25 protein-coding genes are annotated in these 22,603 nt (G+C 75.2%); 15 read left to right on the top strand and 10 right to left on the bottom strand.

Annotated elements, in window-relative coordinates; genetic code table 11:
- The first annotated feature begins 8 nt into the window (after positions 1–8).
- The 4 genes from ACI78Q_RS20385 to ACI78Q_RS20370 are packed head-to-tail and all read left to right on the top strand — an operon-like array spanning position 9 to position 5,782.
- Positions 9–1,976, top strand: coding sequence for a 3-oxoacyl-ACP synthase III family protein (locus ACI78Q_RS20385; protein WP_456925276.1), 1,968 nt, complete (start codon positions 9–11; stop codon positions 1,974–1,976).
- Positions 1,977–2,005: 29 nt separating this feature from the next.
- Positions 2,006–3,499, top strand: coding sequence for an MFS transporter (locus tag ACI78Q_RS20380; RefSeq protein ID WP_456925275.1), 1,494 nt, complete (start codon positions 2,006–2,008; stop codon positions 3,497–3,499).
- 24 nt (positions 3,500–3,523) lie between these two features.
- Positions 3,524–4,768, top strand: a complete 1,245-nt coding sequence (locus tag ACI78Q_RS20375; RefSeq protein ID WP_456925274.1) for an aromatic ring-hydroxylating dioxygenase subunit alpha — start codon at positions 3,524–3,526, stop codon at positions 4,766–4,768.
- A 3-nt stretch (positions 4,769–4,771) separates the two neighbouring features.
- Complete coding sequence (locus tag ACI78Q_RS20370; protein WP_456925273.1) at positions 4,772–5,782, top strand: PDR/VanB family oxidoreductase; 1,011 nt, start codon at positions 4,772–4,774, stop codon at positions 5,780–5,782.
- A 154-nt stretch (positions 5,783–5,936) separates the two neighbouring features.
- Here the strand turns inward: ACI78Q_RS20370 and ACI78Q_RS20365 are convergent, their stop codons facing one another.
- Both ACI78Q_RS20365 and ACI78Q_RS20360 read right to left on the bottom strand, forming a co-directional pair.
- Positions 5,937–6,134: a DUF6186 family protein gene (locus ACI78Q_RS20365; RefSeq protein ID WP_456925272.1), complete on the bottom strand. Its 198-nt coding sequence runs from the start codon at positions 6,132–6,134 to the stop codon at positions 5,937–5,939.
- Entirely contained in the window at positions 6,131–6,520 is a 390-nt protein-coding gene (locus ACI78Q_RS20360; protein WP_456925271.1) for a hypothetical protein, read from the bottom strand. The genes ACI78Q_RS20365 and ACI78Q_RS20360 overlap by 4 nt, the downstream gene beginning before the upstream one ends.
- Before the next feature lie 57 nt (positions 6,521–6,577).
- Here ACI78Q_RS20360 and ACI78Q_RS20355 point away from each other — a divergent pair, with 57 nt between their 5' ends.
- From ACI78Q_RS20355 to ACI78Q_RS20340, 4 genes are all read left to right on the top strand, one after another.
- Positions 6,578–7,447, top strand: coding sequence for a tryptophan 2,3-dioxygenase (locus ACI78Q_RS20355; protein ID WP_456925270.1), 870 nt, complete (start codon positions 6,578–6,580; stop codon positions 7,445–7,447).
- A 66-nt stretch (positions 7,448–7,513) separates the two neighbouring features.
- On the top strand, positions 7,514–7,690 hold the full coding sequence (locus tag ACI78Q_RS20350; protein WP_456925269.1) for a hypothetical protein: 177 nt from the start codon (positions 7,514–7,516) through the stop codon (positions 7,688–7,690).
- Positions 7,691–7,705: 15 nt separating this feature from the next.
- Positions 7,706–8,146 carry a flavodoxin family protein gene (locus tag ACI78Q_RS20345; RefSeq protein ID WP_456925268.1) on the top strand — a complete coding sequence of 147 codons (441 nt, stop codon included), beginning with the start codon at positions 7,706–7,708 and terminating at the stop codon, positions 8,144–8,146.
- A 15-nt stretch (positions 8,147–8,161) separates the two neighbouring features.
- Positions 8,162–9,403, top strand: coding sequence for a cation:proton antiporter (locus ACI78Q_RS20340; protein ID WP_456925267.1), 1,242 nt, complete (start codon positions 8,162–8,164; stop codon positions 9,401–9,403).
- Here the strand turns inward: ACI78Q_RS20340 and ACI78Q_RS20335 are convergent.
- The 3 genes from ACI78Q_RS20335 to ACI78Q_RS20325 all read right to left on the bottom strand — a co-directional run bounded on the left by ACI78Q_RS20335 (position 9,322) and on the right by ACI78Q_RS20325 (position 11,333).
- A complete protein-coding gene (locus ACI78Q_RS20335; RefSeq protein ID WP_456925266.1) occupies positions 9,322–9,960 on the bottom strand; it encodes a TMEM175 family protein in 639 nt (212 codons plus the stop codon). The two genes, ACI78Q_RS20340 and ACI78Q_RS20335, sit on opposite strands and share 82 nt — an antisense overlap.
- A gap of 101 nt (positions 9,961–10,061) precedes the next feature.
- Positions 10,062–10,553, bottom strand: coding sequence for a hypothetical protein (locus ACI78Q_RS20330; protein WP_456925265.1), 492 nt, complete (start codon positions 10,551–10,553; stop codon positions 10,062–10,064).
- A 21-nt stretch (positions 10,554–10,574) separates the two neighbouring features.
- Positions 10,575–11,333, bottom strand: coding sequence for a hypothetical protein (locus tag ACI78Q_RS20325; protein ID WP_456925264.1), 759 nt, complete (start codon positions 11,331–11,333; stop codon positions 10,575–10,577).
- Between the two features lie 153 nt (positions 11,334–11,486).
- Here ACI78Q_RS20325 and ACI78Q_RS20320 point away from each other — a divergent pair, with 153 nt between their 5' ends.
- From ACI78Q_RS20320 to ggt, 3 genes are all read left to right on the top strand, one after another.
- Positions 11,487–12,017, top strand: coding sequence for a copper chaperone PCu(A)C (locus tag ACI78Q_RS20320; protein ID WP_456925263.1), 531 nt, complete (start codon positions 11,487–11,489; stop codon positions 12,015–12,017).
- A gap of 46 nt (positions 12,018–12,063) precedes the next feature.
- Positions 12,064–12,942, top strand: coding sequence for an alpha/beta fold hydrolase (locus tag ACI78Q_RS20315; RefSeq protein ID WP_456925261.1), 879 nt, complete (start codon positions 12,064–12,066; stop codon positions 12,940–12,942).
- A gap of 82 nt (positions 12,943–13,024) precedes the next feature.
- Positions 13,025–14,821: a gamma-glutamyltransferase gene (gene ggt, locus ACI78Q_RS20310; RefSeq protein ID WP_456925260.1), complete on the top strand. Its 1,797-nt coding sequence runs from the start codon at positions 13,025–13,027 to the stop codon at positions 14,819–14,821.
- An 88-nt stretch (positions 14,822–14,909) separates the two neighbouring features.
- On the opposite strand, the gene ACI78Q_RS20305 is transcribed toward ggt, so the two are convergent.
- Entirely contained in the window at positions 14,910–15,932 is a 1,023-nt protein-coding gene (locus tag ACI78Q_RS20305) for an LLM class flavin-dependent oxidoreductase (protein WP_456925259.1), read from the bottom strand.
- A 339-nt stretch (positions 15,933–16,271) separates the two neighbouring features.
- Here ACI78Q_RS20305 and ACI78Q_RS20300 point away from each other — a divergent pair, with 339 nt between their 5' ends.
- Together ACI78Q_RS20300 and ACI78Q_RS20295 are read left to right on the top strand one after the other, a co-directional pair.
- The gene (locus ACI78Q_RS20300; protein WP_456925258.1) at positions 16,272–17,669 is read left to right on the top strand and encodes a ferredoxin reductase family protein; all 1,398 of its coding nucleotides are present in this window, start codon (positions 16,272–16,274) and stop codon (positions 17,667–17,669) included.
- Positions 17,670–17,835: 166 nt separating this feature from the next.
- Positions 17,836–18,042, top strand: a complete 207-nt coding sequence (locus tag ACI78Q_RS20295) for a hypothetical protein (RefSeq protein WP_456925257.1) — start codon at positions 17,836–17,838, stop codon at positions 18,040–18,042.
- A gap of 4 nt (positions 18,043–18,046) precedes the next feature.
- Here the strand turns inward: ACI78Q_RS20295 and ACI78Q_RS20290 are convergent, their stop codons facing one another.
- Positions 18,047–18,739 carry a Clp protease N-terminal domain-containing protein gene (locus ACI78Q_RS20290; protein ID WP_456925256.1) on the bottom strand — a complete coding sequence of 231 codons (693 nt, stop codon included), beginning with the start codon at positions 18,737–18,739 and terminating at the stop codon, positions 18,047–18,049.
- A 125-nt stretch (positions 18,740–18,864) separates the two neighbouring features.
- Between ACI78Q_RS20290 and ACI78Q_RS20285 the strand changes: the two genes are divergently transcribed.
- Positions 18,865–19,410, top strand: coding sequence for a bifunctional adenosylcobinamide kinase/adenosylcobinamide-phosphate guanylyltransferase (locus ACI78Q_RS20285; RefSeq protein WP_456925255.1), 546 nt, complete (start codon positions 18,865–18,867; stop codon positions 19,408–19,410).
- 7 nt (positions 19,411–19,417) lie between these two features.
- On the opposite strand, the gene ACI78Q_RS20280 is transcribed toward ACI78Q_RS20285, so the two are convergent.
- The 3 genes from ACI78Q_RS20280 to ACI78Q_RS20270 all read right to left on the bottom strand — a co-directional run bounded on the left by ACI78Q_RS20280 (position 19,418) and on the right by ACI78Q_RS20270 (position 21,047).
- Positions 19,418–19,867, bottom strand: coding sequence for a DUF5709 domain-containing protein (locus ACI78Q_RS20280; RefSeq protein WP_456925254.1), 450 nt, complete (start codon positions 19,865–19,867; stop codon positions 19,418–19,420).
- 128 nt (positions 19,868–19,995) lie between these two features.
- Positions 19,996–20,199, bottom strand: a complete 204-nt coding sequence (locus ACI78Q_RS20275; protein ID WP_135147180.1) for a cold-shock protein — start codon at positions 20,197–20,199, stop codon at positions 19,996–19,998.
- A 512-nt stretch (positions 20,200–20,711) separates the two neighbouring features.
- Positions 20,712–21,047, bottom strand: coding sequence for a hypothetical protein (locus ACI78Q_RS20270; RefSeq protein WP_456925253.1), 336 nt, complete (start codon positions 21,045–21,047; stop codon positions 20,712–20,714).
- A gap of 377 nt (positions 21,048–21,424) precedes the next feature.
- Here ACI78Q_RS20270 and ACI78Q_RS20265 point away from each other — a divergent pair, with 377 nt between their 5' ends.
- Positions 21,425–22,495, top strand: coding sequence for a maleylacetate reductase (locus ACI78Q_RS20265; protein WP_456925252.1), 1,071 nt, complete (start codon positions 21,425–21,427; stop codon positions 22,493–22,495).
- Positions 22,496–22,603 lie beyond the last annotated feature (108 nt).

Raw genomic sequence — 22,603 nt, 5'->3', positions numbered from 1 at the left:
GAACTGGCATGAACGCGTTCGTCCTGAACCGGCACGGCCGCATGGTGTTCCCGTCCAACATCGTCCCGGAGCTGGACTTCTCCACGGTGGAGACCCTGGAGCAGCTCGACAGCGTCATCCGGCGGGACTTCGAGACCAAGGCCCCCAGCGGCACCGACATCCTCGACAAGGTCCGGACCGGCGGCTACGCGACGCGGTACGCGCTCATGCGCGACCTCGCCCTCAACCTGTTCTGGGCCAACCGGTTCTCCATCACCATGTACGAGAAGCGGCCCACCCGCTGGGCCGACGTCCCCCGGAACCGGCCGGACGTCTTCCTCCCGGTCGTCGAGCCGTGGGAGGAGGGGGAGACCAAGGTCGCCGCGGTGCAGGAGGCGTACGCGACCCTGCAGGCGCAGTGGGACGCCGAGGTCGAGGACCGCATCTTCGGGGTCCTGTTCGACGTCTTCGGCAACCGCAAGCACCACGCCACCACGCTGCCGGCGATCAAGCCGACCGTGGCCGAGTTCCTGGAGAAGCCCAGCAGCCTCACCTTCCGGCTGCCCAGCTACGACCCCGACTACCCGGTCTACGGCTACCGCGACATCCTCGACTGCGACGAGGATGTGCCCGAGCTCGAGGCGCTGCACCGCTGGGCGATGGTGCTGCACAACCAGTACCCGTGGGACCGCACCCAGGTGGAGCTGGCCGAGGCGAGCCAGCTGTCCGACGACGACTACGTCGTGGTCTTCACCCCCCGCGACAAGGCGGTGCGCGACTTCCTCCGCCGGCTCGAGGACGGCGCGCAGAGCCGGCCGGCGCCGCAGCCGCGGGAGTCCCGGCAGCCGGCGCGGCCGTACCGCGAGATCGACGTCCGCCGCGACTTCCGGGTCATGCCGCGGCTGGAGTCGCTGGCCGCGGTGCACGGCGACCAGGTGTGCCGCAACGACGACCTGATCCGCAACACCGCCTACAACTGGTCGCCCATGAGCGCCGAGGAGATCAGCCAGAAGACCGGCATCGAGCAGCGCCGGTACAGCTCGGTGACGGTGGAGGAGCTCGCGCTGCAGGCCGCCGAGGCGGCGCTGGCCAAGGCCGGCCGCGAGCCCGAGGAGATCGGCGCGGTGCTGGTCTGCACCTGCACCAGCTCGCGGCTGATCCCGTCGCTGGCCACCTACCTGTGCGGCCAGCTCGGCATGTACCAGGTCGCCGCCGCCTACGACCTCATCGCCGCGTGCGCCGGCATGCCCTACGGCCTGGCCGACGCGACCCGGCTGCTGCAGGAGGTCGAGCGGCCGGTGCTCGTCGTCTGCGTGGAGAAGTTCTCCGACAAGATCGGCAACGTCCGCACCTCGCGGATGATCTTCGGGGACGGCGCGGCCGGGCTGGTGGTCGGCCCGGCTCCGGAGGGCGCCGACCCCGATCTGCTGGTCATGAAGACCTACGCCAGCGGGCCGGCCAGCGAGGTGAACTCGATCCTGTGGCCCAACCCGGAGTTCGACAACAACATCACCGTGTTCGGGCCGCAGGTGAAGGCGCTGGCCGGCCGGTACCTCGCGCAGATGATCGAGGAGCTCTCCGCGCTGCCCGACCCCGACGGCCGGGCCGGCTCGCTCATGGAGAGCGTCGACCTGATCGTGCCGCACCAGGCCAACAAGACGATGGTCATCCAGCTGGCCGAGCGCGCGGGACTGACCGCCGACCAGCTCTACTTCAACATCGAGCAGGTCGGCAACACCTCCTCGGCGAGCATCCCGCTGGCCATCCACGACGCGGTGCGCGACGGCGTCCTGACCGGGCCGGTGCGCATCTTCGCCCCCGGGTTCGGCGCCGGCGCCGTGGCGGGCTACGCGGTGATGCGGGTCGACCCCGCCGTGGTGGCGGTGCAGTCGGCCTCGGCACCGGAGGCGGCGCAGCAGCCGGCCGCGGCGGCCACCGAGCCTGAGCCGGGGGAGCTGCCCAAGCCCTCCGACGACGTCGGGGTCGCCTTCGGCTGACCCGCAGCACTCCGAGCGGAGGAGGAGCCGTGGCGCACAGCACCCCCGAAGGGGACACCGCGGACAACGAGCGGCTGCTGGAGGACCACCGCGACGGGCACCCCGTGGTGCCGTACCGGGCGTTGTGGGCGGTGCTGCTGCTCGGCTGGGTGGTGAGCTACGCCGACCGGACGGTCACCGGACCGGTGATCGCCTGGATGATCGAGACCGAGTCCGGGTTCATCGGCGACGCGAGCAACCCCGCGACCGTCGGCGGCCTGGTCGGCTCGATGTTCTTCCTGGGCTACATGCTCACCCAGTACCCCGGCGGCCGGCTGGGGGACCGGTACGGCCACCGGGAGATGATCGTCGTCTCCCTGCTGGCGGCGGGCGTGCTCACCGTCGTCTCCGGCCTGGTGACCGGCCTGGTCGCCTTCGTCGCCGCGCGCGTGCTGACCGGTCTGGGCGAGGGCGTCTTCTACTCCAACGACCGCACGCTGATCATCAACCACACGCCGGTGGCCCAGCGAACCCTCGGCCTGGGCGTGGTCATCACCGGCCTGTCGATCGGCCTGACCCTGGGCATCGTCCTCACCCCGGTGCTCATCGACTGGGGCGGCGCCCTCGGCATGGGGGACGGCGCCTGGCGGATGCCGTTCTTCGTCTTCGCCGCCGCGACGCTGGTCGTCGTCACCGTCGCCTACACGTTCTTCCGCGCCCGGCTCGGCGGCCCGATGCGGCTGGGGGCGCCATTCGCGCAGCTGGCGCTGTTCTCCCTGCCCACGTTCGTCGTGATCGTGGCGCTGTTCCTGCTCGCCGAGAGCCTCGAGTGGCCGGAGTGGCTGACCGCGACCATCGCCTCGGTCATCGCGCTGGTGTACATCGCGGTGATCGTCAGGGGCGTCAAGCGGTCCGGGCGCGGTCCGGCGCTGCTCAACCGCAACCTGTGGCTGATCTACGTCGCCTACATCGCGATCCTGTGGAACCTGTGGTTCTTCAGCTTCTGGTCGGTGCAGATCGTCCGCGAGGCGGCCCAGAGCAGCCTGATCGCGGCGGCCCTCACCGCGGCGTTCAACGCCGGCGCCGGCATCCTCGGCTTCCCGGTCGGTGGGTGGCTGGCCGACCGCGCGGTGCGCACCGGCCGCGGGCGCAAACCGCTGGCCCTGGTCTGCACCGGCGTCTACTCCCTGCTCGTGCTGGTCTTCGGCTGGAGCATCTCCGGCGGCCGGGAGCCGTCGCTGCTGCTGCTCGGCCTGCTGCTGTTCTCCTCCGGCGTCTTCTTCAACGCCCTGCAGCCGATCGTGCAGGGCATGACCGGCGACCTGGTGCCCGCCGGGGAACGCGGCTCGGCCTTCGGGATGCTCAACCTGGTCTCGGAGATCGGTGCCGTGCTCAGCCCGGTGGTCAGCGGGATCCTGCGCGACGCGACCGGCAGCTGGGCGACCGGCGTCTACGTCGCCGCCGGGATCATGATCGTCTCCTTCTTCCTCTACGCGCTGGTGAGGGAGGCCCCGGCCCACCACGAGGACCCCGTCCCCGCCTGAGCCCCCACCCCGGAGGAAACCCCCATGTCGCAGCCCGTCGCGCACGCCGCCTTCCGCAGCTTCCCGTCCAACGCCTGGTACGCGGCGGCGTGGGACCACGAGGTGGGCCGCAACCTGCTGCCCAAGACCGTCGCCAACCGGCCGGTCGTCTTCTACCGCACCGCCGCCGGCCGCCCGGTCGCGCTCGCCGACGCCTGCTGGCACCGGCTGGCCCCCCTGTCGATGGGCAAGCTGCGCGGGGACGACGAGGTCATGTGCGGCTACCACGGCATCTGCTACGACGCCGACGGCCGCGCCACGTTCATGCCGGCGCAGGAGACGATCAACCCGAGCGCCACCGTGCACTCCTACCCGGTGGTCGAGCGGCACCGGTACGTGTGGGTGTGGCCGGGGGACCCCGCGCTGGCCGACCCCGCACTCATCCCGGACCTCCACGTCAACGAGCACCCCGACTGGGCCGGGGACGGCAAGACCATCCACGTCAACTGCAGCTACCAGCTGATCGTCGACAACCTCATGGACCTCACGCACGAGCAGTTCGTGCACGGTTCGAGCATCGGCCACGACTCGCTGTCGGAGTCCGACTTCGAGGTCACCCACGACGAGCGGACGGTGACGGTGACCAAGTGGATGCTCGGCATCGACCCGCCGCCGTTCTGGAAGCGCAACCTGCAGGACCGCTTCCCCGACTACGAGGGCCCGGTCGACCGGTGGCAGATCATCCACTACACGGCGCCGTCCACCGTGGCCATCGACGTCGGGGTGGCCAAGGCCGGCACCGGCGCGCCCGAGGGCGACCGCAGCCAGGGCGTCACCGGCACGGTCATCAACACGATGACCCCGGAGACCGACCGCACCTGCTTCTACCTGTGGGCCTTCGCCCGCGACTGGTGTCTGGACAAGCAGGTCATCACCACCCGGCTGCGCGAGGGCGTCTCCGGGGTCTTCTTCGAGGACGAGGTGATGCTCGAGGCCCAGCAACGGGGCATCGAGGCCAACCCCGGCTACGACTTCTACAACCTCAACATCGACGCCGGCAGCATGTGGACCCGCCGGATCGTGCAGCGCATGATCGACGCCGAGCTGGGTTCCGACGCCGTCCCGCCGGCCGAGACCTCCGGGGACGCCGCGGTGGCGATGGGCGCGGTCACCGCCGCGGCCAACGCCGCCGGCCACGAGGAGGGCACGGGGCTGGCCGCCGAGGTCGCCGGGGGCATCGCCGGGCACCGGCAGCAGCCGACCGTCGGTCTCATGGGCCGCGGGCTGTAGGCGATGGCGGCCACCAGCGCCAAGAAGTGGCGGCGGGCCCGCGTGCTCGACGTCTGCGAGGTCGCCCAGCACGTGCGCCAGGTGGTGCTCGAACCGGAGCACCTGGAGGCACCGGCCCCGCCGGGCAGCCACATCGACATCGGCGTCTACGTCAACGGCCGGGCCGACGTCCGCTCGTACTCCGTCGTCGGGATGGGGGCCTACGGCACCGAGATCGTGCTCGGCGTCCAGCTGGCCCGGCAGAGCCGCGGCGGGTCGGCGTACGTCCACGCGCTGCGCCGCGGCCAGGAGGTGTCGATCACCCAGCCGCTGCAGAACTTCCCGCTCAGCTACGGCAAGCCCGCCTACGTGCTGGCCGCCGGCGGCATCGGCATCACCGCCCTGGTCGCGATGGGGAAGGCGCTGAAGGAGCGCGGCGCGGACTACCGGTTCGTCTACGGCGCCCGGTCCCGGGCGCTCATGGCCTTCGCCGACGAGCTGGTGGCCGAGCACGGCGACCGGATGGACCTGCGGGTGGACGACGAGGGCACGGGGCTCGACGTCGGTGAGCTCGTGGCCGGGGTGCCCGACGGCGGGGAGCTCTACGTCTGTGGCCCCACCCCGATGCTCGACGCGATCAAGGCGGCCTGGGCCGCGGCCGGACGGCGCCCGGCGGACCTGCGGTTCGAGACCTTCGGCAGCAGCGGCCGGTTCGCCCCCGAGGCGTTCACGGTGCGCATCCCGCGGCTGGGCCTGGAGACGCTCGTGCCGCACGACGTGTCGATGCTCGAGGCGCTGGAGGCCTGCGGCGCGGACATGATGTTCGACTGCCGACGGGGCGAGTGCGGCCTGTGCCAGGTCAAGGTGCTCGGTGTCGAGGGGGTCATCGACCACCGCGACGTCTTCCTGAGCGACGCCCAGCACCAGGCCGGTGACCGGCTGCAGTGCTGCGTCTCGCGGGTGGTCAGCGCCCGCACCGGTGGGCTGGCCGGCGCCGACGGGCAACCGGCCGCGGTCACCATCGACGTTCCCTGACCGGCGCGGGCGGGCCCCGTCCTGACCGGCGCAGGCGTCGCCGCCGGCCGGTCGTCGCCGCCGGTTCTGCGGTGTTCTCGCCGTTCCTGCGGTGGTGCAGGGCCGCAGAGGCGGGCGGAACACCGCAGGAGTCGCCGCGAGCGGCCGGCGCGGGTCAGCGGGCCAGGAAGTGCACCCCCAGCCACAGCCAGACGGCGAGGACCGCCAGCCGGCCGGGCGTCGTCCGCATGGCGGCTGCGACCGCCCGCCCGACGGGTGCCGGGCCGGCGCCGCGCCGGGCCGCGGACTGCAGCGCGAGCGCGGCGAGCAGGAGGACGAGGAAGCCCGCGGGGCCGACCGCGCCGGCGCTCACCGGGACCGCCGGGCGACGCGCGGGCGGGCGGCGAGCCACGCACCGGCCGCCAGCCAGCACGCCGTCGCGGCGGCCCGCACGAGCGGGTGGGCCAGCACGGGGTCCGCGAGGTCGCTGAGCGTGGGCAGGCCGCCGTCGGCCAGCGCCGCCAGCTCCCACGCGCCGGCCGCCGCCAGCCAGACCAGCCAGGGCAGCCCGCGCCGGCCGACGGGGGGCGCGGCCCCGCCGGCCCGGCGGAGGAGCGCCACCCCCGACACGACGAGGCCGGCTCCGGCCACGGCCACGAGCGCGCCCACGGACAGCTCACCGGCGACCGCGACCGTGACCACGCAGGTGCCGGACAGTGCCGCCAGCGTCAGCCGGCGAGCGGCGGGGACAGGCGCCACCCGTGCATGATCGCGCCTCCCGGGACGCCGCCGACCGGCCGGAGCTACGTTGGGCGGATGGCATCGCCGGAGGAGGGCCCGGACCGCTCGGTCCGGCCGATGGAGAGCTCCATCCGCACCGGGCTGCCCGGCGGCTCCAGCTACGCCGGCTACCTCGACCTGGACCGGCTGCTCAGCGCGCAGCACCCGCGCAGCGAGCCGGAGCACCACGACGAGCTGCTGTTCATCGTCCAGCACCAGACCAGCGAGCTGTGGTTCAAGCTGGTGCTGCACGAGCTGCGGGCCGCCCGCCGCCACCTGGCCGACGACGAGCCGGCGCCGGCGCTGAAGTGCCTGGCCCGGGTCAAGAACATCCAGCGCACGCTCACCGAGCAGTGGTCGGTGCTGGCCACCCTGACCCCGCGGGAGTACGCCCAGTTCCGCGGGGTCCTCGGCGCCGCGTCGGGCTTCCAGTCCGCCCAGTACCGGGCCGTCGAGTTCATCCTCGGCAACAAGAACGCCGCCGTCCTCGCGGTCTTCGACGCCGACCCTGGCGCCCGCGCGGCCCTCGCCGGCCTGCTGGAGGAGCCCACCCTCTACGACGAGTTCCTCCGCCTGCTGGCCCGCCGCGGCTTCGCCGTCCCCCAGGAGGTGCTGACCCGGGACGTGCGGGAGCCGTGGACCTTCCGGCCGGAGCTGGTGCCGGTGTTCCGCACGGTCTACGAGGACCCCGCCGCGCCGTGGGACGTGTACGAGGCGTGCGAGAGCCTCGTCGACATCGAGGACAACGTGCAGTTCTGGCGGTTCCGGCACCTGCGCACGGTGCAGCGCACGATCGGCGGCAAGACCGGCACCGGCGGTTCCTCGGGCGTGGCGTTCCTGCGCCGCGCGCTGGACCTCACCTTCTTCCCCGAGCTGTACGCCGTCCGCACCGAGATCGGCACCTGAACGGGCTTGTCCCGGCCGGTCGGAGGGGACGAGCATGGCGGCGCCGTCCAGCGCGAGGAGGCCGCGATGACCCAGGACCCCACGGACCCGGCCGGTGACTACGGCTACGACCTGGCCCACGACGACGCGGGCGCCGCAGCGGCGCCGCCGCCTCCGCACCCGGGGCCACCGCCCTCGGCCGGCCCCGCCGAGGACGGCGGCGACTACAACTACGACGAGGCGCACGACTTCCGGTCGCGGTGACCGGCCGGCCCGCCGGTGCCCCAGCTGCTCGTCGTCCACCACACGCCCTCACCGACCCTCCAGGCGGTGCTCGAGGCCGTGCGTGAGGGCGTCGCGCTGGTGGAGGGGGTGGAGCTGGTCGTGCGCCCGGCGCTGTCGGCCGGCGCCGCCGACGTGCTCGCCGCCGACGGCGTCGTGCTCGGGACCCCCGCCAACATCGGCTACATGTCCGGGGCGCTCAAGCACTTCTTCGACTCCGTCTACTACCCGTGCCTGGACGCCACGGTGGGCCTGCCGTACGGCGTGTACGTGCACGGCAACGACGACACCGCCGGCGCGCTGGCCAGCATCGCGCGGATCACCGGTGCGCTGCGCTGGAAGCAGGTGGCCGCGCCGCTGAGCCTGGTCGGCGCGCCCGGCCCGGCGGACCTGGAGGCCTGCCGGGAGCTGGCGGCGACCGTCGCGGTCAGCATCTGACGACGGGAGGTCCGGGTGGACGGCGTCCTCGTGGTCGACGCGCTCGTGGCCGTCCTCGCGGTGTCGCTGCTGGCCCCGCTGGTGGTCGGGCTGCTGCCCCGCCTGCCCGTGCCGCAGGTCGTGCTGCTGCTGGTCGGCGGCATCCTCATCGGACCGCAGGTGCTGGGCCTGAGCTCACCGGGCGGCGTCCGGGTGCTCGCCGACGTCGGCCTCGGCTTCGTCTTCCTCCTGGCCGGCTACGAGGTGGACCTGCGGTTGTTCCGGGAGGACGCCGGGCGCCGGGCCGTCGTCGCCTGGCTGGTCTCGCTGGTCCTCGCCCTGGGCGTGGTGGCGCTGCTGGCCGCGGCGGGCCTGGTCCGCGCGTTCGTGCCGGTGGCGCTGGCCCTGACCACCACCGCGCTCGGCACGCTGCTGCCGGTGCTCCGCGAGAACCGGCTGCTCTCCGGGCGGCTCGGGCGGTACCTGCTGGCGGCGGGCGGGGTGGGCGAGCTGTTCCCGGTGCTGGCGATCGCGCTGTTCCTGGGCTCCCAGAACCGCTTCACCGCGCTGGCGTCGATGGGGGCGGTCGCGGTGCTGGCGGTGCTGCTCGGGCTGGGCCGCCGGGCGGTGCGCGACGGCGGGCGGCTGGCCACGGTGGTCCTGCTGGGGCAGCACGAGACCGCCCAGATCACGCTGCGTGCCACGATGCTGCTGCTGATCACGCTGATCGCGGTCACCGACCAGTTCCACCTCGACGCCGTGCTGGGGGCCTTCCTCGCCGGCGTCGTCCTGCGGCGGTGGGCGGGCGAGGGCTCGCCGGTCCTGGAGTCCAAGCTCGACGCCGTCGGCTACGGGTTCTTCATCCCGGTCTTCTTCGTGTACTCGGGCATGAGCCTGGACCTGCACTCGATCGCGGAGGCGCCGCTGCGGGTCGTGCTCTTCTTCGTCCTCATGTTCGCCGTCCGCGGGCTGCCGGCGCTGGTGGTCTACCGCGGCGTGCTGCCGTGGCGGCAGCGCGGGCAGACGGCGCTGGTGACGGCGACCGCGCTGCCGGTGCTGGTCGCGCTGGCCGAGATCGGGCTGCGCAACGGGACGATGCTGCCCGAGAACGCGGCCGCGCTCGTGGGGGCCGGCGTGCTCACCGTGCTGCTGTTCCCCGCGCTGGCCGTGGCCCTCGGCCCCGCGCAGCCGGAGGGTCAGCCCGCCGTCCCGGCCCCGCGGGGGAACAGGCGCCGCTCCAGCGGCCCGGTGGCGAACAGCAGGAGGAGAGCGAGGTAGTTGACCGCCGGGACGAGCACCCCGAGGACGAACGCGACGACGAAGGTGCCCGTGGTGACCAGCGCCGGTGCGGGGTGCTCCGGCTGGACCCCCGCGCGCCGCAGGCCGGGTCGGCCGCGGACGAGGAGGGTCAGCGCGGTGAGCATCGCGGAGCTGACCGTCATGGTGCCGATGTACAGCGCCACGGCCGGCCGGTCATTGCCGTAGACGGCGACCACCTGGGTGGTGAACGGCAGGACGACGATCGTCAGCAGCCAGGCGAAGTTGACCAGGACGAATGCGTGGTCGTAGGCGGCGACCTGCTCGACGATCCGGTGGTGGACCATCCACAGCCGGGCGATGACCAGGAAGCTGAGCAGGAACGCGCCGAACTGGGCGGCGTCCGCGGCGAGGACGTCGGCGAGGTCGTCGTCCAGCTCCGCGTCGGCCAGGACGTCGACCAGCGGCAGCACCAGCAGGGTGATGGCGATCGCCACGACGGCGTCGAGGAAGGTGACCAGGCGGTCGAGCCCCCGCTCGGTCGGCACGGTCCGGGGCCGGGTGGAGTCCGGTCTCATGCGGGGAGACGATCCGCCGCCGGGCTCCCGGCAGCACCCCCCTCCGGCGCCGGCGCCCGCCGGTCGCCACGGGGTGCGAGCGGGTCCGTGCGCCGCGGGCCTCACCGGTGGATCTCGACGAGCAGCACCCACGCGTTCGTCGTCGCCCCGCCCATGCCGAGGACCATGGCCGCGGCCAGCCACCACAGGTCGCCGCCGGCACCGGCCAGCAGGGACGCCGCGCAGGCGACGAGCGCGGCGGCCGGCAGGAGCACCGTCGCCGCGGGCACGAGCACCCGGTACCGCGGGGTGGTGCGGTCCGGCCGGCCGCGCAGCAGGGGCGGCAGCGCGGTGGCGGCCAGCAGCACGCCGATCGCCGCCAGCTCGACGGCCAGGGCGCGGACCGGCTGGGGGACGAGGACCAGCACACCGGCGATCAGGAGCGCCATGAGCAGCGCGAGGGTGCGCGCGGCCCGCCCCGGCAGGTCGCGGAACTCCAGGATGCGGGCCAGGTTGATGGAGACGGCCACGAAGATCAGGCCGGCCAGCGCGGCACAGGCACCGACGGTGGCCACGGCGAAGTCGTGCCAGGCGTCAGGGATGGCGGTGTCCACCGCGCCGTCCTCTCAGGTGCCTCACCCCTCCGGGTGCGGCGCGCCGACCACGGCCCCGGGCCGCGCCGTGTGCGGCACGTCGGCGAACAGGTCCACCAGCGCGTCCCAGCGGGTCCGCCGCCCGGGCGGGAAGCGGGCCTCCGACCGCTGCCGCCGGACCGAGCCGGCCGGGTACCACCGGCGTCCCCAGAACGAGTGCGGCCGGGCCAGCCGGAACGCGCCGACCGCCGCCACGAGCGGCACGAACACCCCCACCACGCCCAGCACCGCCCGCCCCTTGAGGATCGCGACGAGGGCGAAGGCCAGGTTGACCGCGACCGTCAGCGCGAGCGGCACGTCCCCGGGGAGCTGCTGGGCGTCGAACGGGTTGGCGCCGATCAGCAGCAGCACGCCCACCACGACCGCCAAGAGGACGGCGTCGATCGAGCTGCGACCCTCGTGCGACCAGTAGACGTCCTCCAGGTGCAGCCACAGGGCGAACTCGTCGAGGGTGAGCGCCGCGCCGACCCCGAACAGGACGGCGAGCACGTTCTGCCAGGCACCGGCGGGCCGGTAGGTCAGCTCGACGAGGCCGGTGCCGAGCAGCAGGAAGATCCCGTACACCTCGTGGTGCAGGTGGACGCCGCCGACGCTGGCGTCCCGGAAGGGGCCCCGGCCGGTGCGGATGGCGCGGGTGACGAACCGCGTGGCCAGGAACGTCACCAGGAACGCGCCGAGCATCCAGGCGACGACGATCCGCCGGCCGGTCAGCGCCGGGAGGAGCTCCAGCTCGATGCCCACAGCGCCACCGCCCTCTCGCCAGGCCCCCGATGGTGCCGGGGGAGGCGGGGGCGGGACCAGAGGCCGTCGTCCGAGGGACCGCCGCCCCTGGCGTCCGGACCGGAGAGGCGGGACGGTCCGCGCGGACAGCCGGACCCGCGGAGGGAGAGCCCCGTGCCCCAGCCCCGACCGCCCCGCCCCTCTCGTCCCCGCCGCTGGTCGGCCGTCGGAGCCGCCGCCGGGGTCGTCGCCGTCCTGGCGCTGGCCGGGTGCGACGCCGGCAACGAGGCGGAGACGCTGGAGGAGACCCCCGACACCGCGGGGGTCGACGGCTCGGTGGGCCAGGTCTCGCTCGACGACTTCTTCCTCGACGCCGAGGACACCGTCGCGGCGGGGGCGTCCGTGCCGCTGCGCGGGGTGGTCACCAACGACGCCGAGGACGCCGACCGGCTCGTCGGCGTCACCACGCCGGCCGCGCAGTCGGTCCAGCTGCTCGACGAGTCCGGTCAGGCCAGCCCCGCCGGCATCGAGGTACCGGCCGGCGGCCAGGTGGAGGCCGTCACCGGCCCGGTGCGGTTCCAGCTGGAGGGCGTGACGGACCCCATCGCACCCACCGACACCGTGCGGGTCACCTTCACCTTCCGGAGCGCCGGGGAGGTGGCCCTCGACGTGCCCGTCGCCCCCGGCCCGGGTCCGGTGGACTGAGCCGCACGGGGCGGGTCGAGCGGCCGGGCGCGGGTACGGCAGCGGCGTGGACGGCGGCGCGGGGCCCCGGGAGAGCACCGTCCGGTTGCACGACGGCCGGGTGCTCGCCTACGCGGAGTACGGCGACCCGGACGGCCGGGTGGTGCTCGGCTGCCACGGCTCGCCGAGCTCCCGGCTGGAGCGGCACGTGGAGGACCCGGAGGACTACCGGCGGTGGGGCGTGCGGTTCGTGGTGCCCGACCGGCCCGGCTTCGGCGACTCCGATCCGCGGCCCGGCCGGCGGGTGACCGACTGGCCCGACGACGTCCGCCAGCTGCTGGACGTCCTCGGGGTGGGGCCGTTCGACGTCCTCAGCCTCTCCGGCGGCGCCGCCTACGCCCTGGCCTGCGCCGCCGCCTTCGGGGACCGGGTGCGCGGCGTCGGGGTGCTGGGCGGGGCGCCGCCGCCCGACGTCCCGTGGCCGTGGGCGTGGCCGGACTGGGTGCCGCACCAGCTGCGCTCGGCCGCCCGCAGCACGTCGCCGGTGGCCGCGCTGCTCAAGCCGCTGTTCGTGCCGGCCGCCCGCCGCCCGGCGCTGATCCCGCGGTACCTGCAGGCGCGGCTGAACCCCTCCGACCGGCGGGTCCTCGGGCGTCCCGCCGTCCGGCGGCTGCTGGTCGCGACCTTCACAGAGGGCCTGCGCCACGGGCCCGGCCCGGTCGCCGAGGACCGCGCGCTGCTGCTGCGGCCGTGGGGCTTCCCGCTGTCGGCGGTGCGCCAGCACGTGCACGTCTGGCACGGCACCCAGGACTGGCAGGTGCCGGTCGGGCTGGCCCGGGTGCTCTCCGCGCTGCTGCCGCGCAGCACGGTGCACTGGGTCCCCGGCGAGGGCCACTTCTTCGTGTTCGACCACGCCGCGCAGGTGTACGCGGGGCTGCGCGGCTGAGCCGGCGGTCGTCGTCCCGGATGGCGGCGGCACCCGGGCGGGTGTGCGATGGGACGGCGCCGTCGATGCTCCGGGAGTCGCCATGCCCCGCCGTGCCCCCACCCTGGTCGCCCTCGCCGCGCTGGCCGCCGGCGCCGTCGCCACCGCCCCGCCGGCCGTCGCCGCCCCGGACCGGCAGCCGGTCGCGATCGGCACCGGCGGTGCCGTCGCCACCGTGGACCCCGACGCCACGCGGATCGGCCTGGAGGTCCTCGCCGCCGGTGGCAACGCCGCCGACGCGGCGGTCGCCGCGGCCGCCGCGCTCGGGGTCAGCGAGCCGTACTCGGCCGGCGTCGGTGGCGGCGGCTTCTTCCTCTACCACGACGCCGCCTCCGGCGCGGTCTCCTCGATTGACGGCCGCGAGACCGCGCCGCAGGCGATGGGCCCGGACGCCTTCCTCGACGCCGCCGGCGCCCCGCTGCCCCTGCAGGAGGCGGTGCAGAGCGGCCTGTCGGTCGGCACGCCCGGGACGCCGCTCACGTGGGAGCGCGCGCTGGCGGAGTTCGGCACGCTGTCGCTGGCCGAGGCACTGGAGGGGGCGACCCGGCTGGCCGAGGACGGGTTCGTCGTCGACGAGACGTTCCGGCAGCAGACCGCGGACAACGAGGCGAAGTTCCGCCGCTTCGCCGCCTCCGCGCAGCTGTGGCTCCCGGGCGGCGCGCTGCCCGAGGTGGGCTCGGTCTTCCGCAACCCCGACCTGGCCCGCACCTACGAGGAACTCGCCGCCGAGGGCGCCGAGGCGTTCGCCACCGGGGAGCTCGCCGGCGACGTCGTCCGCACCGCCCAGGACCCGCCGGAGGCCGCCGGCGCCGCCGCGGTGCGCGGCGGCCTGCTCACCGAGGCCGACCTCGCCGCCTACGACGCGCCGCTGCGGGAGCCGACGCGGGTGGGCTACCGCGGCCTCGAGGTGGTCGGGATGGCGCCGCCGTCCAGCGGCGGCTCGACGGTGGGGGAGGCGCTGAACGTGCTCGAGCGGTTCCCGCTGGGCTCGCTGTCCGACGCCGACGCCCTGCACCTGTACCTGGAGGCGTCGGCGGTCGCCTTCGCCGACCGCAACGCCTACGTGGCCGATCCCGCGACCACCGACGTGCCGCTGGCCGAGCTGCTGTCCGACGGCTTCGCCGCCGAGCGGGCCTGCGCGATCGACCCGGCCCGTGCGGCTCCCCGGCCGGTGGCCGCGGGAGTCCCGGACGGCGCCTACGAGCCGTGTCCCGCACCGGCGGGCACGACGGTCGGCGGCGACAGCGAGGGCCCGTCGACCACCCACCTCACCGTCGCCGACGCCCAGGGCAACGTGGCCGCCTACACGCTCACCATCGAGCAGACCGGCGGCAGCGGGATCACCGTGCCCGGCCGCGGGTTCCTGCTCAACAACGAGCTGACCGACTTCACGTTCGCCGCCGCGGACCCGGCCCGTCCCGAGCCGAACCTGCCGGGGCCGGGCAAGCGGCCGCGCAGCAGCATGGCGCCGACGATCGTGCTGGACGACGGCGCGCCGGTGCTCGCCCTCGGCTCACCCGGCGGCGCCACGATCATCACCACGGTGCTGCAGACGCTGGTGGACCGCCTGGACCGCCACGCCGACCTGGCCGACGCGATCACCGCGCCCCGCGCCAGCTCCCGCAACGGCACCACGACGGACGCCGAGCCGGCCTTCCTGGCCGCCCACGGCGCGGACCTCACCGCCCGCGGGCACGCCTTCGCCGAGGTGGCCGAGATCGGCGCCGCGACCGGCGTCGAGTTCCTGCCCGGCGGGCTGCTGCTGGCCGCGGCCGAGCCGGAGCGCCGCGGCGGCGGCAGCGCCGGCGTCGTCCACGACGTCCTCGCCGACGCCGGGTAGCGGCCCCCGGCCAGCGGACGCCGCCGCCGGTGGTGAGCACGAGCGGGAGCGCCGTCGTCGTGGTCGCCCTGACCGCGGGTGGCCGGGGTCAGCCGGCCGGTCGCCAGCCCAGGGCCGGACCCAGCCGGGTCGCGATGTCGGTGAGGATCTGCTCGTAGTCCGCGTCGGTGAAGCTGAACGGCAGCGCGAACACCACCTCGGTGACCTCCTGGAAGCCGGCGTGGGCGGACAGCTGCTCGGCGATCTGCTCCGACGTGCCGACCAGGTCGCGGGCGAACAGCAGCCGGGCCGGGCCCTGCGGTGCGGCGGTCCGCGGGGTGCGGGCAGCGGCGTAGGCGGCGTACCGCTCCCGCTGGTCGGCCGTGGCGCTGTCGGTCGGGATGACCACCAGCCCCTGCGAGACCCGCGCCGCCGTGCCGTCGGGGTGCGCGGCCCGGAACGCCCGGACGTGCGAGCGCTGGATCTCGGCGAAGTCCTCGGACTCCTCGGCCTTGACCACGCTGCTGGTCAGGAAGTTCATCCCCTGCTCGCCGGCCCACTGCGCCGAGCGCAGGCTCCCGCCGCCGTACCAGATCCGCCGGCCCAGCCCGGGGGAGTGCGGCTGGACCCGGTCCGACCACTCCTCGACCACGCCCTCCCGCCCGGCGAAGGTGCTGGCCCGCTCGCCGCGGACCAGGCGCAGCAGCCGGGACACCCGCTCGTAGGAGAAGTCCTCGGCGTCGGCGGTGTCCGGGTAGAGCGCGTCCTTGACGTCGTCCCAGTGCATGGGCGGGCCGACGCTCACCCCGGGGTTGAGCCGGCCGCCGGAGAGCACGTCGACGGTGGCGAGGTCCTCGGCCAGCCGCAGCGGGTTCTCCCACCCCAGCGGGATCACCGCCGTGCCGAGCTCGATGCGCCGGGTGCGCTGGGTCGCGGCGGCGAGGACGGCGACCGGTGAGGAGATGCCGTACTGCAGGTGGCGGTTGCGCACCCACGCGCTGTCGAAGCCGAGCCGCTCACCGAGCTCGATGACCCGCAGCGTCGTCTCGTGACCCGCGGCCGGGTCGGCGCCGTCGAAGGAGCCGATGGTCAGGAAGCCCAGCTTCTGCAGCGGGGCCGAGGGTGCGGGCATGCGGTGATCATCGCCGACGGGGCAGGAGCCGGCGCGACCGCGCCCGGTCGGCAGATGTCGCCGACGTGTCGACAGGGATCCCGGCGCGGGTCGGTCCCCGTCCGGCCCGCGACACGCCCGTGGACGGCGCGCCGGTCGGCCGGCGGTGTGGGCAGCGACACACCCGCGGCTGACCAGGCAGGTCGCCCCGGGTGGGCCGCTCGGCCTTGACGGTGCCCGTCGTCGCTCACCTACAGTCGCCCACCGAACACCGCCCGTAGCGGAATGCCCCCGGCACTGGAGAGAGCACATGCACCACCCCCGGATCCGCGGGCCCCTGGCGCCGGTGGAGGGCCGACCGTGACGGCGGTCCTCGTCGAGCAGATCACCGCCGAGCACCCCGCGGTCGCCCTGGGCGCTCCCCGGTCGCGCCGGGCGCCCTCGGCCGGGCGGCAGGCCGTCGCGTGGCTGGCCTTGCACGCCCTCCTCGGAGCGGCCCCGCTGGCCCTGTGCTCCACCGAGGCCCAGCCCGGGCGGGGGTTCGTGGTGAACCTGTCGGTGGCGCTGGGCTTCCTCGCCCTGTCGGTGCTCGGGCTGCAGTTCGCCCTCGCCGCCCGCTTCACCCGGGCGACCGCCCCGTTCGGCATCGACTGGGTCCTGCGCTACCACCGGCAGGTCTCCTTCCTCGCCGTCGTCGCGGCCTTCGGACACCCGCTGCTGCTCTTCCTGGCCGACGGCCGCTACCGGGTGTTGCTCGACGTCCTCGACGCTCCGCTGCGCGCCCAGTTCGCGTGGCTGTCGGTGGCCGCGCTGGGCGTGCTCATGGCGACGTCCATCTGGCGGCGGGCCCTGCGGATCAGCTATCCGGTGTGGCACGTCGTGCACTCCCTGATGGGCGTGACCACCGTGCTGGCCGGGCTCGGGCACGCGTTCCTCGTCGGCCGCCACTTCAGCGAGCCGTGGGTGCGCGGGACCTGGGCGGTCTACACCGCCGCGTTCCTCTGGCTGGCGGTGTGGGTGCGGCTGGTCAAGCCGCTGCGGCTGCGGCGCCGACCCTGGCAGGTGGTCGAGCTGTGGCCGGAGCCGGGCGGCAGCGTGACCGTCGGGCTGGAGCCCGCCCACCGCCACGGCGGCCAGGACTTCTCCTTCCAGGCCGGTCAGTTCGCCTGGATCCTGCCGCGCCGCACCGCCTTCACCCCGACCTACCACCCGTTCTCCATCTCCTCCAGTGCCGAGCGCCGCCGGGTGGAGTTCACGATCAAGCAGGTCGGCGAGTTCACCCGCTCCATCCGCCGGCTGCGCCTGGGCGACACCGTCTACGTCGACGGCCCGCACGGCTCGTTCACCCTCGAGCGGCACCCGGGGATGGGGTTCGTGTTCGTGGCCGCGGGGGTCGGCGTCACGCCGTTCCTCAGCATGCTGGCCACCCTCGCCGACCGGGGCGACCGGCGTCCGTGCTGGCTGTTCCTCGGCAACCGCACCCAGGACCAGATCACCGGGATCCGGCAGCTCGAGCGACTCCGGGGCCGGCTGGACCTCACCGTGGTGCACGTGATCAGTCGGCCCACCGAGACGTGGCCGGGGGAGCGCGGGCGCATCGACGAGCGCGTGCTCGCCCGGCACCTGCCGGCCCACCACCGCTCGCTGCAGTACTTCGTCTGCGCGCGCGAGGAGATGGTCGGCGCCGTGCGGAACTCCCTCGGCGGGCTCGGCGTCCCCGCCGACCGCATCCACAGCGAACAGTTCGGGACGGTGTGACGTGCGCACTCCGGGAACGACCTCGGCGGCCTGGGTCGTCAGCTGGGTCCTGCTCGGCCTCTGCGTCCTGTGGGCGGCGGTCCACGGCTGACCCGGTGGCCGTGCCTGGTCCCGCGCCCGTGCGGGTAGGGGCCACGGACAGCCCCGGGGACGAGGAGGTCCGGCGATGGCGGATCGGGACGACGAGTACGCGGCCGCGGGCCGCCCGGCCGACGGGCCCCGCACGCCCGCGACCCCGGCCGAGGCGGTGCCGCCGGATCCGCCCGTGGAGCGGGGCGTGCCCACGCGCGGCGACACCGACGTCCCGGTCGAGGAGACGCCCCGTGAACAGGCGCCGGCCGACCCCTACGAGGCGCCGTCCGGCCACGCCTGACGGGTCAGCCCCGGTTCAGGTGCTCCTCGACGGCGGCCCTCGTGACGCCCTGGGCGGCCAGCACGCCGGTGCCGTCCTCGGCCTCCAGCACCGCGAGCAGGAGGTGCCCGCCGCCGATGGCGTCGTCCCCGCGGCGCAGCGCCTCGCGGAAGGTGAGCTCGAGGATCCGTCGGGCGTGCGCGTCGAACGGGATCAGCTCGGGGACGTCGGCGGCGGCCGGCGGCAGCGTCGCCGTGGCGGTCCGCCGGACGGCGTCGAGCGACGCCCCCGCGGCGACGACGGCGCGGGCCGCCTGGCTGCCGTCGTCGGCCACCAGCGCGAGCACCAGGTGGGCCACGCCGATCGTGGCGCTGCCGGCCGCGCGCGCCTCCTCCTGGGCGCGCACGACCGCGACCCGGGCCTCGTCGGTGAACCGGCTGAAACCCTGGCTGGGGTCGAGGGGTACCTCGCCCGCCTTCGCCACGAAGCGCTTCTGGGCGGCCTGCTTGGTGACGCCCATGCTGCCGCCGATGTCGGACCACGACGCCCCCGCACGGCGGGCCCGGTCGACGAAGTGCCCGATGAGGTGGTCGGCCACCTCGCCGAGGTGTTCACCGAGCAGGACCGCGCCGGAGAGCTGGTCCAGGGGCGTCTCGTGGGCCCGGGTGATCGCGGCGATGAGGTCGTCGAGCCGGACGGCGCCGGCGGGCTGCGTCATGCCGTCAACCGTAGGTTGACGCCATGCCAGCGTCAACCCTGCGTTGACGGCTACCGTGTCCGCGCCTCTGCTCCCGACGTCTGGACGCCGATGCCGACCGACCCCCGCCCCTGCGGACGGCCTGCGTGATCGGCCGACGGCCGCGACGGGTGCTCGTCCTCGGCGGCGCGCGGTCGGGGAAGTCGACCTTCGCCGAGCGGGCGCTGGCGCGGGTGCGCGAGGTGGAGTTCGTGGCCTGCGGCCCGGCGCCCGGCCCCGGCGACCCGGAGTGGGCCGACCGCGTCGCGCGGCACCGCGCCCGCCGCCCGCCGTCCTGGCGCACCGTCGAGACCCTCGACCTGGCCATGGTCCTGAGCCGCCCCGGGCCACCGGTGCTGGTGGACTGCCTGACCACCTGGCTGGCCGGGACGATGGACGCCTGCGGGGTGTGGTCCGCCGAGCCGGGCGCGGACACCCGGATGGCGGCGGCGGTCGACGGGCTCGTGGCGGCCTGGGCCGGGACGCGGCGTGTGGTGACGGCGGTGAGCAACGAGGTGGGCAGTGGCGTGGTGCCCGCGACCCCTTCCGGCCGCCGTTTCCGGGACGAGCTCGGCGCCCTCAACGCCCGGGTGGCCGCGGCCGCCGACCGCGTCTGGCTGCTCACCGCCGGCGTCCCCCAGCGGCTGCGCTGACCGCCCGCTACTGGTCGTCGAGGTCCCGCTCGGTCACCAGGTGGACCGCCGCCTCCTCCGCGGACGCCGCCCCGCCGTCGATCCCGCGGTCGAAGGCGACCAACTCGGCCTCCGTGTCGGCGCCCGTGCCGTCGTCGTCCTCGGCGAGCCGGCCGGCCCGCAGGTCGCCGACCTCGTCGTCGAGCAGCTCGCCGTCGGTGTCGGAGGTGTCGCCGAGGCCGTCGCCGTCGTCGGGCACGGGATCGGCCAGCTCGCGGGCGAGCCGGCCGTCGAGGCTCTCCCCGCGCTCCTCCTCGTCCCCGGTGGTGCCCCAGTCGTCGACCGCCCACGGGCGCTCGGCCGGGGACCAGCCCTCGTCGAGGGGGTCGGAGCCGCGGTCGTCGAGGGTGTCCTCGGGCTCCAGGACGCCGGAGTCGTTCTCGCCGTCGAGGTCGTCGGGCGTGCCGTACGGGAACATGCGCCGCCTCCTGGCGTCGTCGTCGCCATCGTCCGCCCCAGCCTGCTCCGGACGGGGGCAGCGGCACCACCCTCGGACGCGACGAGGGGCCCCGGCGCGGTGCGCCGGGGCCCCTCGTCGAGCGGAGGTCAGACGGGGCGGACGTTCTCCGCCTGCGGGCCCTTCTGGCCCTGCGTGACGTCGAACTCGACCTGCTGGCCCTCGTCCAGCGAGCGGTAGCCGTCGCTGACGATGGCGGAGTAGTGGCAGAAGACGTCGGCGCCGCCGCCGTCCTGCGCGATGAAGCCGAAGCCCTTCTCCGCGTTGAACCACTTCACAGTGCCCTGGGCCATGTGCCTTCTCGTTTCCGTGCTGGGGGTGTCCGCGCCGGCGTGTGCCGGTGCGGGGTCGCCGCACCGACCGGCAGGACCGAGAGGAACGTCAGGCAGAGACGACTGCGGACGTCCGTGAACGAGGCAGAGGCACAACAGCGACCACGACCCACTGTACGGGATCCAGCGCCCGCGCCCGGGCCGGTTCGGTCACACCCACCCGTCGGGGGTGCCCGCGGCCGCCGGGGGTCACCAGCGCAGCGGGTCGGTCACGCGGGAGTGGGCGGTCCGGCAGGCCCGGCAGTTGCCCCAGGTGACGATGGCCAGCGGCGTCGTCGGGGCGCCGCACTCGGGGCACTCCACCGGCTCGTCCCCTCGGGCCCGGGCGTCGGTGATCGCGCGGGAGCGTTCCTCGTGGATGGTCTCGTCACCCCGGCAGGGGCACCCGAGATGGGCTTCGGCGCAGCGTCCGCGATGACCGGTGATGGGGTCCCCCTTCGCTCCGGGGGGACGCTACCCCTGCCGCCCGGTGCTCAGCGCTTGGCGCGGCTGACCCGCAGCACCATGCCGTCCGCGCCGGCGAGCACGGTCAGCCCGCCGCGGCGGAACCGGGTACGGGAGGGGGCGTTGGGGTCGGGCAAGACGTCGTCGGGGGCGTCGAGGCAGCGCTGGATGTCGCCGTCGGCGAGCTTCATGCCGGTCGCCGCCTCCCGCGCGCCGCGGGTCATCCGCAGCCCGCCGGCGCGCGGGGAGCCGCGCTCGGGCGACCGGCCGGCGGAGCGGGTCCGCACGGCGGGGATCGGGTCGGGGGCGGTGTCGTCGGTCGTGGACGACGGCGGGGCCAGGAACGTGAGGGCAGGTGCAGCCATGCGGTCCTTCGGTTCGTCAGCGGGGCGGGGCTCCGCTCCGCGGTGGGAGGCGCCGGGTCGGCGCGGGGGCCCGGCGCGCGTCGCGCGTCCGTCGGGTGTTCCCCGTGCGGGCACCGGACCGGCCCGCGCCCCCACGCTACGCGCCCGGCCCTGCGACGGCCCGGCCCGCGTCCCACGCCCGGGGCTGCGGAGGGGCCGGCCGCCCGGCCGTGTCCGGTGCGGAGAGCGAATCACTGGCGCCGGAGCGTGCTCGCCAGGTCCACTGGGCACCTCGTTCCCGAGTCCACCCGCAGGAGCCCTCCCATGACCGCGTCCCGCGACGCCGCGACGCCGGCCCGCGCCGCCGCCCCCAGACCGACGATCCGCTGGAGGCGGCGATGACCACCACGGCGACCCCGGTCACCGTGCACGAGACCCTGGCGACCCGGGTGCTCACCGGCGCCGGCGCGCGCCGCCTCGTGCCCGAGGAGGTCGCGCGGCTGGGCGCCGGCCGGGTGCTGCTGGTGGCGACCCGCTCGGCCGGCGCGGCCGCCGACGCGGTCGCCGCCGGGCTCGGCCCGCGACTCGCCGCCCGCTTCGACCGGCCGGCGGTGCACACCCCGGTGGCCGTCACCGCCGAGGCGATGTCACTGGTGCCCGAGACCGGCGTGGACTGCGTCGTCGCGATCGGCGGCGGGTCGGCGATCGGCCTGGCCAAGGCGGTGTCGGCGCGGACGGGCGTGCCGCAGGTCGCCGTCCCGACGACGTACGCCGGGTCGGAGGTGACCCCGGTGCTCGGCGAGACCGAGAACGGGTTGAAGACGACGCGGCGGGACCCGGCGCTGGCCCCCGGCACCGTCGTCTACGACCCGGAGCTCACCGTCGGCATGCCGGCCGGTCTCACCCGGACCAGCGCCGTGAACGCGCTCGCCCACGCGGTCGAGGCGCTGTGGGCACCGGATCCATCCCCGGTGACCGACGCGCTGGCGACCGAGGCCGTCGACGGCGTCCTCGGCGCGCTGCCGGAGGTGCTGGCCGACCCGGCCGGGCTGCCCGGGCGCAGCCGGCTGCAGGCGGCCGGCTGGCTGGCCGGGATCTGCCTGGCGCAGACGCGGATGGGCCTGCACCACCAGCTCGCGCACGCCCTGGGCGGGGCGTTCGACCTGCCGCACGCCGAGCTGCACACCATGCTGCTGGCCCACGTCATGGCCTTCGACCTGCCCGCGGCCCCCGCGGCGGCGGCCCGGCTGCGGCGCGTCGCCGGGCCGGACCCGGTGGCGGCGGTCTCCGCGCTGGCCCGGGCCCACGACGGGCCGACGACGCTCTCCGACCTGGGCGTGCCGCGCGACGGGCTGCGCGCGATCGCCGAGCGGGTCGTCGCCGCCCCCTACCCGAACCCGCGGCCGCTGGACGTCGGATCGGTCGCCGCGCTGCTCGACCGCGCCTGGTCGGGCGAGCACCCCGCCTGAGAGGCCGTGGGGGGGGGGGCGGGCGGCCGGCCCCCCCCCCCCCCCCCCCCTCCCCAACCCCACATGAAAAAAAAAAAACACAAACACAAACCCAAAATAATAAAGCGG

The sequence above is a fragment of the Geodermatophilus sp. SYSU D00705 genome (assembly GCF_054050135.1).
This window is presented reverse-complemented; position numbering and strand designations above follow the sequence as displayed.